Raw genomic sequence first — 16,944 nt, 5'->3', positions numbered from 1 at the left:
GTGGTATTTTATATAAATTTGTGGCACATAAAGATACAATTTTCTTTTACACATACAAATTTTAAATTATCCGTTTTGATTACAAAAGAAAACATAGTAGCTAACGCTAAAAAAACTATTGAATCCGAAAGCCAATCTATAGCCAAATTAATTAATTTCATTGATGATACATTCGCGGAAGCAGTACAATGTATCTACAATTCCAAAGGAAGATTAATCGTAACCGGAATTGGAAAAAGTGCTATTATTGCTCAAAAAATGGTAGCCTCATTTAATTCAACAGGCACCCCTTCTTTGTTTTTACATGCTTCAGAAGCGATACATGGCGATTTAGGAATGCTACAAAAAGACGATGTTGTTATTTGTATCTCCAAAAGTGGTAATAGCCCAGAAATTAAAGCATTGGTTCCTCTTTTGACACGTTTTGGCAATAAATTAATTGGTATGACAGGAAATACTACTTCCTTTTTAGCCAAAGGCTCTGATTATATTTTAAACACAACAGTTGATGCTGAAGCTTGTCCGTTAAACTTGGCTCCTACCAATAGCACGACAGCACAATTAGTTATGGGAGACGCCATAGTTGTTTGCCTTATGGAAATGAGAGACTTCAAGGCTGAAGATTTTGCAATATATCATCCCGGTGGTGCTTTAGGTAAAAAATTATTACTGCGAGTAAAAGACATGCTTGAACACACTTTAAAACCAGAAGTAACTCCTGACACACCTGTTAAAAAAGCAATTTTCGAAATTTCAGAGAAACGTTTGGGAGTAACAGCAGTTGTAGAAAACAACAAAGTCATTGGAATAATAACTGATGGTGATATTCGAAGAATGCTAAACGATAGAGATACTTTTGCTGATTTAACCGCTAAAGACATTATGACTAAAAGTCCAAAAACAGTACAATCTACAGCTATGGTTGTAGATGCTTTTAACATTATGGAAGATTTTTCCATCACACAATTAATAGTAGTAGACAATGGAGAGTATAAAGGCGTATTGCATTTACATGACATTTTAAAAGAGGGGATTGTATAATGGCAAAGAAAAATCTAGGCGAAATGTCCTTTTTAGATCATCTTGAAGAATTAAGATGGCTTTTAGTTAGAAGTACAACGGCTGTAATTATTATGGCTTTTGTTACCTATTTTATAAGTGATTACTTGTTTGACACCATTATATTTGGACCAACGAGACCAACCTTTTTTACCTATCGTTATTTTTGTGAATTATCCCATCAATTAGGATTTGCTGACAGCATTTGTATTACAGAAATGCCTTTTATCATTCAGAACACAGAGATGGAGGGTCAGGTTAATATTTTTGTCTGGATGTGTATTTTAGCAGGTTTTATTTTAAGTTTCCCATATATTTTATGGGAAGTATGGAAATTTATTGGTCCTGCTTTGTATGAAAAAGAAAAGAAAAACGCGAGAGTATTTATATTCACTTCATCTTTGCTTTTCTTTTTAGGAGTATTATTTGGCTATTTTGTTGTCATTCCGATGTCGGTCAATTTTGTCGCAACTTTTACAGTGAGTGATGTTGTTAAAAACCAATTTACATTGGACTCTTACATTGGGATGGTAAAAACCAGTATCCTAGCCAGCGGATTGTTCTTTGAACTTCCTATAATTATTTATTTCTTAACAAAATTAGATTTAGTAACGCCTGAATTTTTAAGAAAATATTGGAAATATGCTGTTGTAATAATCTTAATTGTAGCTGCAATTGTTACTCCGCCAGATGTTGTGAGTCAAACTATTGTTGCTATTCCAATGTTACTTATTTACGAAGTAAGTATCTTAATTTCAAAAATTGTAGTATTAAATAAAAAGAAAGCTAATGTCTAATATAGTAGAAGAATTCAATGATTACCGTTCTAAAATGAATGAAAAATTATTGGCAGACAATAATAAAATAGTAAAACGTATTTTTAATCTAGACACCAATGCTTATGCTGCAGGTGCCTTAGATGTAAAAACAAAAGAGTTACTAGGACTAGTAGCTTCAGCAGTTTTAAGATGTGATGATTGTGTAAAATATCACTTAGAAACTAGCCATAAAGAAGGCGTAACCAAAGAAGAAATGATGGAAGCTATGGGAATTGCAACTCTAGTAGGAGGGACAATCGTAGTACCTCATTTGCGTAGAGCTTATGAATTTTGGGAAGCATTAGAAAACAATCAACAGTAGTTGGTACGATTTAAAATCCAAAATTGAAGTTAAAACCTAAAACCAAATAGACGAAATTCGTTTCTTTGCAACAAATAAAGACTTAGTTACTTAGTAACTATGCTACTTAGCAACTTTAAAAACATGAAATTAAGAGCAGAAAATTTAATAAAAACCTACAAAGGCCGAAGTGTTGTAAAAGGGATTTCGGTAGAAGTAAATCAGGGTGAGATTGTGGGACTTCTAGGGCCTAATGGTGCTGGAAAAACGACTTCTTTTTACATGATTGTAGGTTTGGTAAAACCAAATTCTGGTAATATTTATTTGGATGATTTAAATATTACTGATTATCCAATGTACAAAAGAGCCCAACAGGGAATTGGGTATTTGGCACAAGAAGCTTCTGTTTTTAGAAAATTAAGTATTGAAGATAATATTCTAAGCGTTTTGCAATTAACCAAACTTTCGAAAGATGCACAAGTTGCTAAAATGGAAAGTTTAATCGCTGAGTTCAGTTTAGAACACATTCGCACGAATCGTGGAGATTTGCTTTCGGGAGGTGAACGTCGTCGTACTGAAATTGCTCGTTGCTTAGCCACCGATCCTAAATTCATTTTACTTGATGAGCCTTTCGCAGGAGTTGACCCTGTTGCTGTAGAAGATATCCAGAGAATTGTAGCACAATTGAAAAACAAAAATATCGGAATTCTAATAACCGACCATAACGTACAAGAAACATTGGCAATCACAGACAAAACTTATCTTATGTTTGAGGGAGGAATTCTAAAAGCAGGTGTACCTGAAGAACTGGTTGAAGATGAAATGGTACGTCGTGTATATCTTGGTCAGAATTTCGAATTAAGAAAGAAAAAATTGGAGTTTTAATTTAGTTTTTTTGATATTAAAATTACAAACTTACTAATCCTAATTTTTCAAAAAAATGTCATTAAACAAAGAACCATCCAAAGAAACCTCAGATAAATGGAAAAATAACCCCAACAATTGGGTTTGGGGAATTTTCTATTATAATAAAGAAGACCAACGCATTTTTCCTCCTAAGAAAAATGAAGAAATGGGCAGTACTATCAATTTTGCAAATCCAAAATCAGTATTGGCATTAATAATAGCTTTGGCCTTTTTTGCAATGATTTTTTATTTTATTTCAAGAAACAGGTAAATATCAAAACTATTCAACAGTGATGAATTGCAACTGTTGTAAATCTCCATTGTAGATATTAACATCTACTTTAGTATCGATTCCTGGCACAGTAGCTTTCTCTGTAAACTGCCAAAAAAGCCATTCATCTTGAATTTCTTCGCGGTAAAAATTGTAATTGGCTATCCAAAAAAGATAATCACTAAATTCTTCTTTCAAGAAATCATCATAATATTTCTCTCCTGTATAAATTATCGGTCGCACTCTATAATGTTTTTCAACAGCATTTAACCAACGTTTTAAACCGATTTTTAAACGCTCAATAGACTGTTCTTTGGGTAATTTTTCAATATCCAAAACTGGAGGCAAATCTCCTTTTTTTAGAGTAACTGTTTTTATAAAAAGTTCAGCTTGCTCGAGAGAGTTTTCGTTTGGACGATAATAATGATAGGCGCCTCGAATCATTTTATTTTCTTTGGCACCAAGCCAATTCTTTTTAAATTGTCGGTCAGGTCTATCTCTCCCTACTGTTGCCCGAACAAAAACATAATGTATTGGATATTTTTCTTCTATAGTATCTACATAAGACCAGCGGACTTTTCCTTGATATTCTGAAACATCAATACCAATGACTTTTCCATCATTTTTTTCCAGAACTTTTAAATTACGAGCTTCCGAAAAAACATCAGTTTCAATAGTAGTGTCACGTGATCTAAAGCCCAAATAATGAGCAAAACTAGAACGATAATGATAAGCGACTGTAGCAACTACAAAAAACAAAAAAATAAGTACTAAATTACCAAAAAATTTAGAGGTAAAAATAGTGTTTTTCTTTTTGGCTTTTCGAGTATAGCTAGTTCTTGTATTCTTACTTTTCATCCAAAAAAATTACTTTTTTAGAAATTTATTATTGATTACTGAAAGCAAAACATAGAAGATAATTATTAATGGTATCGCTAAATAATTTAGGAAAACCAATAATAAAACAGCAATACTTAGAAACACTACCTGAAGTGCATTATCCTTAAAATTAAACTTTTTTATTTTTAGAGCAAACAAAGGAATCTCAGCATTTAAGATATAGGCACTAAACAATGCTATCAAAAGTAAAACCCATTTTTCTGTCAAAATTTCAAGCATCATTAATGATTCAGAATATTTTAAAACTAAGGGTAGACTCAATATAAAAAGTGCATTTGCAGGAGTTGGCACCCCAATAAAAGAATCCGTTTGACGTGTATCTATATTGAATTTTGCCAGACGCATACAAGAACCTAAAGTGATTATAAAACCTAAATAAGGAAAATACTGGAGACAGCCTTCGCCGCTCATCGCAATATTACTAGAAAACATCATTTTATACATTACAAAACCCGGAACCACACCACTTGTAACCATATCTGCTAAAGAATCCAATTGCAATCCCAAAGGGCCAGATACTTTGAATAAACGTGCAAAAAAACCATCAAAAAAATCTAAAAATATTCCGAGACAAACGAAGTAGAAAGCTATTTCAAATTCATCTTTACTTACAAATATCAGCGCGATACAACCACAAAAAAGGTTTAATAATGTAATCGTATTCGGAATATGTTTTTTGATGTTCATAGTGTTTAAATTGAATTATAAGCTTGGCAAATTTAATACATTCAACGAAAGTGATACCCGTTTTATTGAGAGATTTTAAATTATTAGTAACAAAAATTAGTATTTAATTGAATTGAAGTAGTTACATCGTCAAAAAACTTTATTTTTGAATAATAATTAAATCGCTTTTAGCCTACAAATAATATCCTTTGAAAAAAACACAGCTTTTTTTATTTCTTTTCATTGCAAATAGTATCTACTCCCAAACCGTTCGGAAATACTCAAATGAGTTTATGAATATTGGTGTAGATGCTGCGGCTTTAGGAATGTCTAATGCTGTTGTTGCTTCCACTTCTGATGTCAATTCTACTTATTGGAATCCTGCTGGGTTAATGCATTTAGAAGAAGATCAAATTTCCTTAATGCATTCTAATTACTTCGCCAATATTGCCAAATATGATTACATAGCTTATGCCAGTCCTATTGACGACCGAAGTGCTTGGGGAATTTCGTTAATCCGTTTTGGAGTTGATGATATTATGAATACTACAGAATTAATCGACAATGAAGGCAACATCGATTACAATAGAATCAAGCTTTTTTCAACGGCTGATTACGGATTTACTTTTTCGTATGCAGTGAAATTGCCTGTTCCTGGTTTTCAATATGGAGTAAATGCTAAAATTATCCGACGAATAATTGGTGACTTTGCGACTTCTTGGGGATTTGGATTTGATGTAGGCTTACAATTTGAAAAAAATGATTGGCAATTTGGATTAATGCTACGAGATATCACCACTACTTACAACATTTGGAACATCAACGAAGAAGCCTATCAAAAAATAGCAGATGCGATTCCTGGCCAAAATCAAGAAGTCCCAGAAAGTACCGAGATTACACTTCCTAAAGCTCAGTTAGGCGCAGCCAAAAAATTTGTTTTTCATGACGATTACAGTCTTCTGACTACCGCAAATATGAACATGCAATTTACACAAACTAACGATTTAATTTCCAGCAAGTTTGTTAGTATTGATCCTGCTATTGGTTTGGAATTTGGGTACACCAATCTAGCTTTCGTAAGAGCTGGTGTTGGAAATTTTCAACACGTAACTCAGTTAGATAACACCAAAAAAATAGGATTTCAGCCCAATATTGGTTTAGGATTTAAATACAAAGGAATCGCAATTGATTATGCATTAACCGCGTTAGGTAATCAAAGCACTGCATTGTATTCAAATGTATTTTCTTTAAAAATTGATTTATCTCTTTTTAGAAACTAACTTTGATTATTTTTGAACCCATCTTAACATCTAAAAAAACAGCAAAATGAAAACTACACTTCTTAAAAAAATATTAGTTTCTATTCTTTTATTGAGTTCGATTTATAATGCTTTTTCTCAAGATGTTATCTTATCTAAAAATGCTTCTGTAAGCGTAATGACCTGCGGTCTTGGAAATGAACTCTATTCCTTATTTGGACATACAGCCATACGAGTTCGTGATATTGAGAACAATCTTGATGTGGTGTATAATTATGGCGCATTCGACTTTGACACTCCTAATTTTGCAATGCAATTTACAAAAGGAGATTTGGATTATTTTATAGTAAACACTCGTTATATTGATTTTATTAATCAGTACAATTATGAAAAAAGAGATGTTTACGAACAAGAGTTAAATATTCCATTGGCACTGAAACAACAATTATTTGAAAACTTAGCCCAATCCATGTTATCGGATGAACGTTTGTACCAATATAAATTTATTGATAACAACTGTACCTCGAAGGTAGTTGACGTGATTAATAAATCATTAAAAGCAAAAGTAATCACCAAAAAAGTAGATACCGATCAAACGTACAGATCTATTTTATTTCCTTATTTCAACAATCATTTTTATGAGAAACTGGGTACAAGTATTGTATTTGGAACTAAAGTGGATCAAATGGGGACTAAAATATTCTTGCCTTTTGAACTTCAAAAAAGCTTACAACTTATTCAATATAATAACCAACCTTTATCTAAAGCAAACAAAACGATATTAAATTTTGAAGAAGAAACTCCAACTTCTTTGTGGAATAACTGTTATACTTATCTCTTTATTTTAGGATTCGTAACCCTAATAAACAAGAAAAGCATCGATTATACTTATTTATCGATTATAGGACTACTGGGCTTACTTTTTGTCTTTTTAGGCTTTTATTCCTCTCATCAGGAATTAGGATACAATTACAACATACTTTTATTCAATCCTACGCTTTTACTTGTTTTATATTTTGTGCTAGCAAAAAATTCAAAATGGACATACAAATTGGCTTTTTTCAATATTGTGATGATGCTCATGTATTTCTGTTTCATCATTACAAAAATTCATTTACTTATTGTTTCACCCGTTCTTATAACCAATTTATTTGTTCTAACTCGATTAGCTATTAAGAACAAAAAACGTATTCCAATAATTATTTAATATTTACTGACCTCTATAAAACAAAATAGTGGAGATGGTTTTGAAAGCAATATCTAAATCTAAATAAATACTCCGATGTTTGATATAATACAAATCATACTGAAGTTTTATCAAGCTGTCTTCAAGTTTTTCTCCATACGAATAATTGACTTGTGCCCAACCAGTAAGACCTGGTTTAATGATATGTCGGGTTTCATAAAACGGCATTATTTCTGCAATTTTATTCACAAATTCTGGCCGCTCAGGTCTTGGCCCAATCACAGCCATATCACCTTTTAAAATATTAATAAATTGTGGAAATTCGTCAATTCTAGTTTTTCTTAAAAACTTTCCAAATTTAGTTACTCTGGAATCATTTATTTGGGCAAAAACTGCTCCCGATTTTTCAGCATTTTTTATCATCGTCCTAAATTTGATTATTTTAAAAACAACCCCATCTTTGCCTACTCTTTTTTGAGTATAAAACAATTTTCCTTTATTCCAAAAAGCATTTCCAATAAGGATTATAGGAATTAAAACAAAACCAATACTTAGTCCAATTAATGACAAAACAATTTCAGACAATCGAATAGATAATAAATATAATTTATTATGATTACTGCGACTGAAAGGAAAAAAACGATAAAAATCTCTCGAAATATACTGAACTGGAATCCGTTGCGTTTTACTTTCATATACCTGAGTATATTCTCTAATACTCTTACCCGATTCTAATAAATGGAGTAGCTGATGGTATAAATCTGCAGTAATTCCATCTGTTTTTTGAGAAGCAACAACTATTTCGGAAATACCATTTTTAGCAACAAAAGAACTTAAATCATTTATTTCAATACATCTTACATGCTGAAGTTCAAATTGGGAAGTCGAATCACTATCCGAATTTATATATCCTACTATTCTATAATGAGGATCAACACTTTCTAGTCCTGAAACAAGTTCTTCTACTTGATCTTTATCACATACTAAAACTGCATTTTGGATAAACCTATTGGAGGCCAAAAAACGAACATAAATCATTCTCCAGGCATACAATGCGATAAAAAAGACAATATAAAAAAGTAATAATTGCAAACGATTTTTAGGTAATTGAGGAGAAAAAATTGGTGTTAATAAATAACATATTACAGAAGAAGTAGTCGTCAAAATTGTACTACGTAATGCTTGAAAATGGTTACTTGCAACTTGAAGATTATACATTTCAAAAATCGCCCCAAAAACACTAATATAAATAGCTAAAACAATAACCCAATAGTAATTGATTAATGAGAATTGAAAATAATTAAATTCTGGAATAAACCCAAGACAATACAAACCTAATAACACAAAAACTACATCAAAAATCCGTAAAAGCAGTTTACGTTCGGATATTTCGAAATGCATTTTTTTTGAATTACTCATTCTTTAAAGAGTTGAATTTAGTTGCAAGTTAGTTATTATATAAAAAACAAACCTTCTTTATTTTAAAATAGCTAACCATTTTAACTTAACTTCCTGCCATCCAAAATGTTTTGATTTATTTCTAGCATTAGTTATAATTTCATTATACAAATAAGGATCTTCAATTAATCTAACGATTGACCTCGTCATTTGATCCATATCTTCATCGGGTACCAATAGAGACTCTTTTTCGTTTTCTACCAAAAATGGAATACCTCCAACATTAGTAGAAACAACAGCTAAACCTAGAGACATAGCTTCAATCACACTTACTGGCATATTGTCAAAATGGGTTGTATTTATAAAAATAGAATAATTTTCAGACAGAACAATCCAATCTTTCTTAGATAATTTCCCTGTAAAAAGTACTTCGACATTAAGTTCTTTAGCTCGTTTTTTGGTTTCTAATAAACTACCATCTTTTTCGGGTCCAACCATACAAAGTGTAGCTTCTGGATATTTTTCTTTTAAAGAAGCAAATACTTCAACAGCCATTACAGGATTGTATAGTTGCGCAAAAGAACGAACCCATAATAAATTAGGAATTGCTTTTTCTCTTTTCAAAAAAGGATATCTATCCAATTCAATTGCATTTGGAATATGAATTATATTTTCATATCCATTAGCTTTGAATTCACTAATCAAAAAGAGAGAGGGAGCAACATTCTGAAAAGAATGTTTGAAAATCATTTCACACATTTTCGGATTCTTCTTCAATCTTAAAGATAAATTACCTCCGTGTAAAATAGGAATGTACTTTATTTTTAAAAAGCGACACAATTGAGAAATTGCAAATGCATACCAAAAATTGGCAGTACTGTAAGTATCAATAAGAACACAATCAACTTTTCTATATTGAAAAACACTCCACAACATGATTATTAATCGTAATCCTTGGTTTTTTTGAGATGAACTATACCATATTCTAAAGCCTTCTTGCTCCAAAAGGGGACCAAGAGTTTCGATAGTAGTTGGAGTAACTCCATGCTTGGATAATTTATTCCCTATGTATAACAGGTTTTTCAATAGTATAGACTTTTAATAATGAAAGTGCATAAACAAAAGCTGGTGCTGCTAATCGCATAGCAGCATGATTGATCGTTAACAACCAAAAAACTAAAAAAGAAAGTGCCAAAATATTTTGACGATTAATCATAAATAAAAACAGCGGTGTACACAATAAAACAATTAAATCAATCAAACCAAGAGAACCATGTTCAGCTAGCATTCTAGTAATTTCATTATGAGAAGCAGATGCAATTCCTGTTTCTTTTTCTCTAATTTCCTTATTCCTTCCTACCCCTACACCTAAAATAGGATTATCAAAAAACATTTGCATTTCAGTAGCTATAAGAGTTTCTCTCCCTGATAATTTACTTTTCTTTTCCCTACCTCGTGCATCTTGATTAGCATATCGTTTATTTATTAATCCACCTGTTTGGAGAGAACTATATCCCCAAACCCCGATTCCTATTATAAATGACAGTATAATTATCAAACCTATTTTAGGTTTTGTTTTTTCATTGGCCTGAAAATAAATTACAACCAACAGAATAAAAACCATCATCAACGCTGTAATAATTCCTCCCCTAGAAAATGTCACAATTCCTCTAAAAGCAAAAACCATAACAAAACCAATATTTACCAGTTGCAATAATTTACTTTTGGAGTTAAAAACTAACTGAACAAAAAATATAAAAACCCCTAGTCCTAATATAGTTGATACCTGATTTGGTCCAAATCCTCCTGAAGTTTCAAAATTAGATTGAGTTCCTGTAACTACATCTCTTACACTTGGTGTATATAAAAACAAATAAACAGAAACCGCAATTAAGGGCAACGAAAATGCTGTAATTACGCCCAATAATCGATCAAAAGATATTTTTCTTTGATAGCAGTATATTGCACTAAATGCCAAACAAACTGGACCTGTTAAATTAAATGCAATTGCTTTCCTAACATTGGTATCAAAATCTAAAGTAAGTGTTGCCAAAATAACTCCTGGAATAAGTAACAACAAAAAAAGCCAATACAGTAATGCATTTTTAGAAAACCCTGAATAAATCATTCCCAGAAACATAAAAATTAGAACTGAATATTTACCAAATTCATTTAAAATCATTCCATCTGTCATTCTTAAAAGAACTTCAACACTGACAACATAGGCCGATATTACAAGAACCTCATTATTTTTATTTTTACTCTTGATAATATAATAAATCCCAAAAATTAATATTGCTATTGTATATATTTTTGAGATAAACGGCAATACAAATATCAATACCCCAAGAAAAGCATGAAACAGTAATAAATAGATATAAGATACTTCTTCTTTTTTCATTTCAATTTATTTCAACCAATTTAAATATTTTTTCATAACGCTTTCTTCAGCATATTCAGTTTGAATTGTATCAAAAAGAGCTTTACCAAAATCAACTCGCAAAGTTTCATTTTCTATCAAATTGACCAAAGCTTGATAAAATAAATCTGATCTTTCAGTCTCAACAATAAATCCATTCTTCCCATTTTGAACAATCATAGGAATTTCCCCCACTTGAGTAACAACAACTGCTTTTTTGTATAAACCGTACTCCAAAAGAGCAACAGGTAATCCTTCTGATTTTGAGGTCAAAATTGCAATTGACGCCTGATCGAGAATATGTCCTACATCCTCTTTGGAACCATAAAGAAAAACATTATTTTTTAAATCATATTCTTCAATCAATTTTTTTATTTGAATTGCATACTCGTCTTCAAAATCTTTACCAATCAAATGAAAAGTCCAATCTGGATTAGTTTTTTTTAACTTTTTTGCCACATTTAACAGTAAAAAATGATTTTTTTGTTCTCTTAAATTAGCCAAAGATATAATGCGTTTTTCATGAATTCCCATTAAAACTGTCTGGTTCACAACATTAGTCTCCTCTATTGGGAAATTAGGCAAATAAATAACATTATTAGCCTTAACTACATTCTCAGACCAATTTTTAAGATTTTGATTTACTGCAATAACACCCTTAAAAAAAGAAGCTGTTCTTTTTAATATCAAAGAAGGTCTTGTTGCTAAAAATTCATTATTCCCATAATGATCATGTCTAATTATAAGTAACGATGGAAGAATAAGTTTCAGCAAAAAAGCAAAGAAAAAAGAAGTACTATGTGCATGAAGATGAGTTACTTTATTTTTCAAAACAAAAGACCGCAATCTAAAAAGAGCTCTAAAATCAAGCTTCCCTCTTTTATTTAAAAACAAATAGAAAACATTTGGATTAATTTGATTTACTAAAGAGCCTTCTTTTCGAGTAGCAACTAATCCCGAAAATTTAACCTCCTTTACTAAAGCATTCGCATAATTGACAGCCATTCGCTCAGCTCCACCCGCTTCTAAAGAATCTATTAATTGGACAATTCTCATTGCAGTAACATTTTTTTTATTTCAACTTCAAAAACATCAAGAGTATAATTTCTAGACCAATCAGAAGCCTTTTTACTTTTGTCTAAAAAGCCTGATTCATTGTTTAAAAGAGTTATTAATTGTTGAACATCTTCTTCCAAATTCATTTGTAACAATAATCCTCTATTTCCAAAATCTAACATAAAAGGTACACATGAAACTGCAGTAGCAATTGGAACACAACCCCAAAACATACCTTCGGCAATAGCTTTTGGCCAACCTTCACTTTTAGAAGGTAAAATAACAAAATGACTGCCTTGATAGGCATCTTTTACAACATCTTTAGGTTGATTCCCTTTAAGCTTAACCACTTTTTCTAAATTAGAATTTGAAATATAATCCTTTAATAATTCTCCTTCCAAACCTTCACCATACAAATCCAAATGAACTATAAATCCTTTTTTATACAATTCTTCTATTAATTGAATTGCATATAGTGGATTTTTACCTTCCACCAATGTCCCAACAAAAATAAAATTAATCTTTTTTGCCAATCCCTTTACTTGAAAAAGATCCTTATCTGATTCTAAATAAGTAGCGGTAAAAAAAGGGACTATATTTTTGGATAAATTTTTCCATTCTCCATAAACCAATACCTGCATATTCTTGGTTAAAAAAGTATTGCTTAAAATCCATTTTTGTAAACGATAACTCAAAGGTTGCTTAGATTCTGGATCCCAATTCCCAGCATACTTTGCCGTTTTCTTTTTATTTGGAAATAAAATTTGAATCAAACAGCCTAAAAGCCCAATATTTCCTGGACATCGGAGATGAATATGATTTGATTGGCTCATAGCTTTGTATATTTGCCAACTAATTTTTGGCAAATTTAAAATTGCCTTTATAACCTCTAACCTTCCTACCAAACTTATTTGTTGAATAGGCATAAATTTCACATTACCAGAATTATAAACACTATCAATTGTCGATTTTTTGCTGTTTTGTAAAGGAGCAACAATAATTAACTCGTCAATATATTTGGACCAAATATTCATTTCATTTACATATGGCGCATAGGCAAAAAAATGATTTTGCTCTTTCTTATGGATTACATGAGTAATTATTGCGAATTTCAAATCTTAAAATTTAAAAGTTTTTTTATGACTACTGAAGGTTCCAAATGATCCTTAAAATATTTAAACGCGTTAGCTTCTAATTCTATCCTTTTTTCAGAATCATCAATCAGTTTATTTATTTTATCTGAATAATCTTCAAAAGAATTTTCGTCGACATAAACAATGTGGATATTATTATCTAACGGACTTGGTAAAATATTTTTATGATTCGTTGAGATAATTGCTTTACTCATTGCTAAAAACTCTCCTAATTTCCATCCATGGCAAGATAAAACTGCTGGTGTATTAAAGACAATTTTAGTTTTTTTTGTTTTATAAAAATATGCCTTTAAATCAAATCTCTTTGATATTACTAATGCACCAAACCCTAAATTATCACCGTCTTTTCTAGGAGCAAATCCACCTTCAAAAATAATTTTTGAATTTGATTTACAGGCTTTAATATAGTTAGACCTATTTCTATTTGTCTGCGATTCTTTTTTCCATATTGAACTTACAAAAAAGACATAGTTATCTAAACTTACTACTTTAGAATAATATTCTTCAAGTCTTAATCTTTTATATTGTCTCCAATAATTAGCAAAATAATCAGTTCGGTTTGAAAGTGCATTTTTAAAATTTAAAGTATGTTTTATTCCTAAAAAAAAGGATTCATAGAAATTCCAAAATTTAATTTCAAAACTAGGTCCTATTGCAATTATTTTAAATTCAAAATCTATTGGAATCTCATTTAAACTATAATTTATTTTACCATAAACATCACACCAAACTAATTCTTCTTTCCATATTTCAGTAGTATCTCTCGAATCAATAACAACTTTAATCTCTTTTCCATCCTCGTGTTGAAAAATTGCAGCAAAAGTATTCTGCCTAAATTTAGGAAACTTAGAAATATCATAAACTATTTTATTCTTTCCATATAAATCTTGGATTCCCTTTATATAAAAAGAATCATAAAACGCATTAAATAAACCAAAAATATAAACCTTTTTAATACTATTCATTTATAAATGAATTATTTAATAATAGTGTCAAAATACACTTTAGTAGCTAGTTTTATCTACTATATACTGAAAGAACTCAATGTTTTGAGCAACAATATACTGCAAACCATATTTTTTAAGTACAAATTCTCTGGCGACTTTACCAATTTCTTTTGCTTTCTCTTTGTTAGAAAAAACCCAAATAATTTTTTCAGCAATATCAGTCGGATTATAAGGATCACATAATAATCCAGTTTCATAATTGACTATTGTTTCAGGGCCTGGCCCTAACTTAGTAAAAACAACAGCTTTTTCCATAGCCATAGCTTCTGGAGCTACCAAACCTTGGGTTTCCATATGAGATGGAAACGCACATACAGAAGCTTCGGCATATACCTTTGGAATGTCCTTATAGGCAACAGCCCCATGAAAATGAATATCTTTTACAAGTACTCCTAATTGTGGTAATTCTTTTTCTTTTAACAGTTGTATATAAGAACTACTGTCAGGAAAAAACCAATCTCTACCATAGATTTCCAAAGTAGCATCAGGAAATTCCTTTTTTACCAATGGAAAAGCTTGTATTAATTGACGAATTCCCTTTTTTTCACAAACTGTACCGGCAAAAACAATTTTTGCATCAGTTATAGGTCTTTCACTAAATTTAAAAAGCTCTGTATTAATCGGATAATTGATATAATATAATGGCTTATTATTATAACTCAAATATTTTTCAGTATGTTCTTTTACATAATGTGAAACAGCTATAAAAGCGTCACTATTTTTAAAAGACCTTTTTTCCTGAAATCCTTTCCATTTATTAATTTTTCTGTTTTCACTTTCAGTAAAAAAATGATGCCCTCCATGGAGTCTTATCGTATATTTAATATCTTTTAATTTTGAAATAAAAGCAAGACCCAGTTCCGAAGCTTCGACAATACTTATAGGATTCAGTTTATGAATTTCTTTGATTTTTTTGTTAAATGCTTTAAAATTAAAATACCAAGATAACCCTTTTATTTTGCTTCTTTTCAATCTATAAATACGAACACCCTCAACAATCTCTAGTTCGTCATTATCAGTATAATTAAGGCCAATCACTGATACTTCAATTCCTTTTATTACCAATTCTACAGCTAAAGTTTTTACAAAACTACCTATTCCTCCGTGTGGAAATCCTTCTTTTGGATATTCATTTGTTAAAAAACAGATGTGCATTATGTAGTTAATTTTAATTGTTCACGTATTTTTATTGAAGCTTTTTTATAATCTTCTAATACAGTTTCTTTCCATTGAATCATATCCAAACTACAACTCTTTTTAAGAGTTAATTTTTCTACAATTTCATCTTTACTGTTCAACCAAATAATAGCATTTTTATTTGGCATACTCCTAAAATGCTGAAATTGATAAATTGTATCTACTGACCAATCTTTCACCTTTTTATTTTGTTGATCATAATTAATAAAAACACATGGCTTATTAAACATCGCAAAATCAAAAGCCATAGTTGAACCAACGTTGACAACTATATCCGAATAAAAAGCAGTACTTACCAGTAATTTAACATCCTCAACAGATGGATAGACAGCATTCCATTCTTTTGAAGAATTAAAGTGCCATAAAGGGACTGCTTCTTTTATTAGATCTTTATAATCATTTACTATATTTTCAAATCTTCCAGAAAAATCTACTGGACATCGTCTCAATAAAATTTGATATTCATCTTGTAGATTAGCACTAATTATTTCTTCAACAATATCTTTTAGATAACTCGGATCATCAGGAGATGTTTTAGTATCATCCCCAGAAAAACAAATAATTTTTTTATTAGGATCTAAATTATACCTTTTGTAAAAAATTTCTTTTTCAATTATATTTTTTTGATCTTCATAAAACTCAAATTGAGGAGTTCCTGTGACATAAATACTTTCCGAAGAAATTTCAGGATAATATGTATCCATTTCTTTCTTCATATACTCTGACCATACCAAATAATTACTAGCACGTAAAGCCATACGTGCCTTAGGCAAATTATCCCAAGAATAAATTACAGTTGTTGTTGTAATTCCTAAATCCGCAGCTGCTGCAAAAATTGTTGCTGCTTTTAAAGCTCTTTGATGAGAACAAAAAACAACACTTGGCTGTATTTTTTTTAAAATTGCTGCAACCTCATCATAAAAAGGATTTTGACGAATTGTTTTTTGATATTTTTCCTCTAATTTTAAAATCTTAGTATAGTCCTTAAAAAAAGGAGCTACCTGTTCAATTAATTTATAGAATAGCTTTTTGGTAAATGTTTTTTGATTCCAGTTCCAATAAGCTAGTACAGATTTATTATCAACTTTTTCTGTATTATTATACAGTCTCGATAAACAAATTAATTCTCTTAAAAATTTCTCTTTAACTGACTCTTTATAAACAGGGATAGTAATTGCATCACTAATTGAAGAATTTTGTTTAATAGCTGTTATGGTTTCTGGATCAAAGTTATGGAACAAGACTAACTCCTCATTTGCTTTTTTAAAAACATCCGAAAAAAGATAATTCCTAACCCCTACTCCATCTGGAAACAGTAATACAATCTTATTTTTCACTTCTTAAAAT

General features: G+C 30.5%; 17 protein-coding genes. 7 read left to right on the top strand and 10 right to left on the bottom strand.

Annotated features, from left to right (window positions below):
• Positions 1-75 precede the first annotated feature (75 nt).
• The 5 genes from CLU82_RS12885 to CLU82_RS12865 all read left to right on the top strand — a co-directional run bounded on the left by CLU82_RS12885 (position 76) and on the right by CLU82_RS12865 (position 3,355).
• Positions 76-1,041, top strand: coding sequence for an SIS domain-containing protein (locus tag CLU82_RS12885; RefSeq protein ID WP_198520223.1), 966 nt, complete (start codon positions 76-78; stop codon positions 1,039-1,041).
• Positions 1,041-1,856, top strand: coding sequence for a twin-arginine translocase subunit TatC (tatC, locus tag CLU82_RS12880; protein WP_100843476.1), 816 nt, complete (start codon positions 1,041-1,043; stop codon positions 1,854-1,856). The genes CLU82_RS12885 and tatC overlap by 1 nt, the downstream gene beginning before the upstream one ends.
• Positions 1,849-2,199 (top strand): carboxymuconolactone decarboxylase family protein, encoded by a 351-nt coding sequence (locus tag CLU82_RS12875; RefSeq protein ID WP_100843475.1) that lies wholly within the window; start codon positions 1,849-1,851, stop codon positions 2,197-2,199. Before tatC ends, CLU82_RS12875 begins: the two co-directional genes overlap by 8 nt.
• Positions 2,200-2,322: 123 nt before the next feature.
• On the top strand, positions 2,323-3,063 hold the full coding sequence (gene lptB / locus CLU82_RS12870; RefSeq protein ID WP_100845027.1) for an LPS export ABC transporter ATP-binding protein: 741 nt from the start codon (positions 2,323-2,325) through the stop codon (positions 3,061-3,063).
• 55 nt (positions 3,064-3,118) lie between these two features.
• Positions 3,119-3,355 carry a DUF5808 domain-containing protein gene (locus CLU82_RS12865; RefSeq protein ID WP_100843474.1) on the top strand — a complete coding sequence of 79 codons (237 nt, stop codon included), beginning with the start codon at positions 3,119-3,121 and terminating at the stop codon, positions 3,353-3,355.
• A 9-nt stretch (positions 3,356-3,364) separates the two neighbouring features.
• Here the strand turns inward: CLU82_RS12865 and CLU82_RS12860 are convergent, their stop codons facing one another.
• Both CLU82_RS12860 and CLU82_RS12855 read right to left on the bottom strand, forming a co-directional pair.
• Entirely contained in the window at positions 3,365-4,213 is an 849-nt protein-coding gene (locus CLU82_RS12860) for a glycoside hydrolase family 25 protein (RefSeq protein ID WP_100843473.1), read from the bottom strand.
• A 9-nt stretch (positions 4,214-4,222) separates the two neighbouring features.
• Positions 4,223-4,942: a phosphatidylcholine/phosphatidylserine synthase gene (locus tag CLU82_RS12855; RefSeq protein ID WP_100843472.1), complete on the bottom strand. Its 720-nt coding sequence runs from the start codon at positions 4,940-4,942 to the stop codon at positions 4,223-4,225.
• A 272-nt stretch (positions 4,943-5,214) separates the two neighbouring features.
• Between CLU82_RS12855 and CLU82_RS12850 the strand changes: the two genes are divergently transcribed.
• Entirely contained in the window at positions 5,215-6,201 is a 987-nt protein-coding gene (locus CLU82_RS12850; RefSeq protein WP_100843471.1) for a PorV/PorQ family protein, read from the top strand.
• 46 nt (positions 6,202-6,247) lie between these two features.
• On the top strand, positions 6,248-7,387 hold the full coding sequence (locus CLU82_RS12845; protein ID WP_100843470.1) for a DUF4105 domain-containing protein: 1,140 nt from the start codon (positions 6,248-6,250) through the stop codon (positions 7,385-7,387).
• Between the two features lie 3 nt (positions 7,388-7,390).
• On the opposite strand, the gene CLU82_RS12840 is transcribed toward CLU82_RS12845, so the two are convergent.
• Genes CLU82_RS12840 through CLU82_RS12805 form a run of 8 tightly spaced genes read right to left on the bottom strand, consistent with a single transcriptional unit; the run spans position 7,391 to position 16,934 of the window.
• Positions 7,391-8,785 (bottom strand): sugar transferase, encoded by a 1,395-nt coding sequence (locus tag CLU82_RS12840; RefSeq protein ID WP_100843469.1) that lies wholly within the window; start codon positions 8,783-8,785, stop codon positions 7,391-7,393.
• A 57-nt stretch (positions 8,786-8,842) separates the two neighbouring features.
• On the bottom strand, positions 8,843-9,850 hold the full coding sequence (locus CLU82_RS12835; RefSeq protein ID WP_100843468.1) for a glycosyltransferase family 4 protein: 1,008 nt from the start codon (positions 9,848-9,850) through the stop codon (positions 8,843-8,845).
• Positions 9,822-11,165, bottom strand: a complete 1,344-nt coding sequence (locus tag CLU82_RS12830) for an O-antigen ligase (RefSeq protein WP_100843467.1) — start codon at positions 11,163-11,165, stop codon at positions 9,822-9,824. The genes CLU82_RS12835 and CLU82_RS12830 overlap by 29 nt, the downstream gene beginning before the upstream one ends.
• A 6-nt stretch (positions 11,166-11,171) precedes the next feature.
• Complete coding sequence (locus CLU82_RS12825) at positions 11,172-12,239, bottom strand: glycosyltransferase (RefSeq protein WP_100843466.1); 1,068 nt, start codon at positions 12,237-12,239, stop codon at positions 11,172-11,174.
• Positions 12,236-13,354: a glycosyltransferase gene (locus CLU82_RS12820; protein WP_100843465.1), complete on the bottom strand. Its 1,119-nt coding sequence runs from the start codon at positions 13,352-13,354 to the stop codon at positions 12,236-12,238. The genes CLU82_RS12825 and CLU82_RS12820 overlap by 4 nt, the downstream gene beginning before the upstream one ends.
• A complete protein-coding gene (locus CLU82_RS12815) occupies positions 13,351-14,358 on the bottom strand; it encodes a glycosyltransferase (protein ID WP_100843464.1) in 1,008 nt (335 codons plus the stop codon). The genes CLU82_RS12820 and CLU82_RS12815 overlap by 4 nt, the downstream gene beginning before the upstream one ends.
• A 39-nt stretch (positions 14,359-14,397) precedes the next feature.
• Complete coding sequence (locus CLU82_RS12810; protein ID WP_100843463.1) at positions 14,398-15,555, bottom strand: glycosyltransferase family 4 protein; 1,158 nt, start codon at positions 15,553-15,555, stop codon at positions 14,398-14,400.
• A complete protein-coding gene (locus CLU82_RS12805; RefSeq protein ID WP_100843462.1) occupies positions 15,555-16,934 on the bottom strand; it encodes a hypothetical protein in 1,380 nt (459 codons plus the stop codon). The genes CLU82_RS12810 and CLU82_RS12805 overlap by 1 nt, the downstream gene beginning before the upstream one ends.
• Positions 16,935-16,944: the final 10 nt, after the last annotated feature.

Origin of the sequence: Flavobacterium sp. 5 (assembly GCF_002813295.1) — a bacterium.
Classification (GTDB): domain Bacteria; phylum Bacteroidota; class Bacteroidia; order Flavobacteriales; family Flavobacteriaceae; genus Flavobacterium.
The sequence above is the reverse complement of the archived record's forward strand: the minus strand, read 5'-3'. Positions and strand labels throughout refer to the sequence as shown.

What these genes read in the sequence shown, in the direction of transcription:
- tatC (WP_100843476.1), top strand. Translation starts at nt 1,041, where the DNA reads ATGGCAAAGAAAAATCTAGGCGAAATGTCCTTTTTAGATCATCTTGAA.
- CLU82_RS12875 (WP_100843475.1), top strand. Translation starts at nt 1,849, where the DNA reads ATGTCTAATATAGTAGAAGAATTCAATGATTACCGTTCTAAAATGAAT.
- lptB (WP_100845027.1), top strand. Translation starts at nt 2,323, where the DNA reads ATGAAATTAAGAGCAGAAAATTTAATAAAAACCTACAAAGGCCGAAGT.
- CLU82_RS12865 (WP_100843474.1), top strand. Translation starts at nt 3,119, where the DNA reads ATGTCATTAAACAAAGAACCATCCAAAGAAACCTCAGATAAATGGAAA.
- CLU82_RS12860 (WP_100843473.1), bottom strand. Translation starts at nt 4,213, where the DNA reads ATGAAAAGTAAGAATACAAGAACTAGCTATACTCGAAAAGCCAAAAAG.
- CLU82_RS12855 (WP_100843472.1), bottom strand. Translation starts at nt 4,942, where the DNA reads ATGAACATCAAAAAACATATTCCGAATACGATTACATTATTAAACCTT.
- CLU82_RS12850 (WP_100843471.1), top strand. Translation starts at nt 5,215, where the DNA reads ATGAATATTGGTGTAGATGCTGCGGCTTTAGGAATGTCTAATGCTGTT.
- CLU82_RS12845 (WP_100843470.1), top strand. Translation starts at nt 6,248, where the DNA reads ATGAAAACTACACTTCTTAAAAAAATATTAGTTTCTATTCTTTTATTG.
- CLU82_RS12840 (WP_100843469.1), bottom strand. Translation starts at nt 8,785, where the DNA reads ATGAGTAATTCAAAAAAAATGCATTTCGAAATATCCGAACGTAAACTG.
- CLU82_RS12830 (WP_100843467.1), bottom strand. Translation starts at nt 11,165, where the DNA reads ATGAAAAAAGAAGAAGTATCTTATATCTATTTATTACTGTTTCATGCT.
- CLU82_RS12825 (WP_100843466.1), bottom strand. Translation starts at nt 12,239, where the DNA reads ATGAGAATTGTCCAATTAATAGATTCTTTAGAAGCGGGTGGAGCTGAG.
- CLU82_RS12815 (WP_100843464.1), bottom strand. Translation starts at nt 14,358, where the DNA reads ATGAATAGTATTAAAAAGGTTTATATTTTTGGTTTATTTAATGCGTTT.
- CLU82_RS12810 (WP_100843463.1), bottom strand. Translation starts at nt 15,555, where the DNA reads ATGCACATCTGTTTTTTAACAAATGAATATCCAAAAGAAGGATTTCCA.